The organism is Aeromonas sp. HMWF014, assembly GCF_963878295.1.
GTDB lineage: Bacteria > Pseudomonadota > Gammaproteobacteria > Enterobacterales > Aeromonadaceae > Aeromonas > Aeromonas popoffii.
Map to the genome: position 1 here is coordinate 9,053 of NZ_CAWNYS010000402.1, position 870 is coordinate 9,922.

Here is an 870-nt window from a genome sequence, read left to right on the forward strand (position 1 = left end):
TCTGGTGACGCGTACCCTGATGGAGCTGGCGGAGCAGGACGAAGAGCTGCACCTGCGCCTCAAGGCTATCTATGCCGAGCTGGAGGCCGATCTGGCGCAGCTCCTGAATCTTGCCCGGCAGCGCGGGGAGTTGATGGCCGACCGCGACATCCCGACCCTGACCGCCTTCCTGCTGATCAACATTCAGGGCCTGGTCACTTTCGCCCAGTGCCGCCCCGACCGCGCCCTGCTCGACGGCGTCGTCACCCAGCTGATGACGGCCCTGCGGGCATAAGCCAGCCGCTGGGTTGTGTGCATCCTTCTCCCCTCGCGGGAGAAGGGTGGGGGATGAGGGGCGCTACCCTCCCCTTTGGATTACCCGATCCCATCCGAGGGGCAGCGTGTCTATCTCGGGCTCACCAGCTCCTTCATCACATCTTTCAGCCACACCAGCGCGGGTTGTTGGGCATGCCGATGGGGCAGCCAGACGCAGCAGTGTCACCTCGGCCCCACCAGCTCTTTCATCAAATCTTTGAGCCACACCAGCGCGGGCTGTTGCGCGTGAACGGGATGCCAGACGCAGTTGAGGTGGTAGTCGGGCACATCCGCAGGCAAGGGCAGGCTTTTGAGCGGCCAGTGGTTGGCGAGCAGATCGGCCACCATGCTGGGCAGCACCAGCAGGTGGTCGCTTTGGCTGACGATGGCGGCGGCGGACATATAGCTCTGGCTGTTGACCGAGATGGTGCGGCCGTGGCCGAGGCCCTGCAAATAGCGGTCCAGGCTCGCCTCCGAGGTGCCAAGGGGCGAGTGGAACACATGGGGCATGGCGATAAGCTGCTGCAGGGTGATGCGCTCCAGCCACTGGGAGGGGTCACCCTCGGCCCCGGCGGG

2 protein-coding genes are annotated in these 870 nt (G+C 65.3%); one reads left to right on the plus strand and one right to left on the minus strand.

The window, feature by feature from the left end:
• Positions 1–274, plus strand: a 274-nt coding sequence (locus AAC083_RS23235; protein WP_258224725.1) for a TetR family transcriptional regulator C-terminal domain-containing protein, incomplete at its 5' end; no start/stop codon positions are given.
• Positions 275–477: 203 nt separating this feature from the next.
• Here the strand turns inward: AAC083_RS23235 and AAC083_RS16320 are convergent.
• A partial coding sequence (locus tag AAC083_RS16320; RefSeq protein WP_258224726.1) for a LysR substrate-binding domain-containing protein occupies positions 478–870 on the minus strand: 393 nt, incomplete at its 5' end.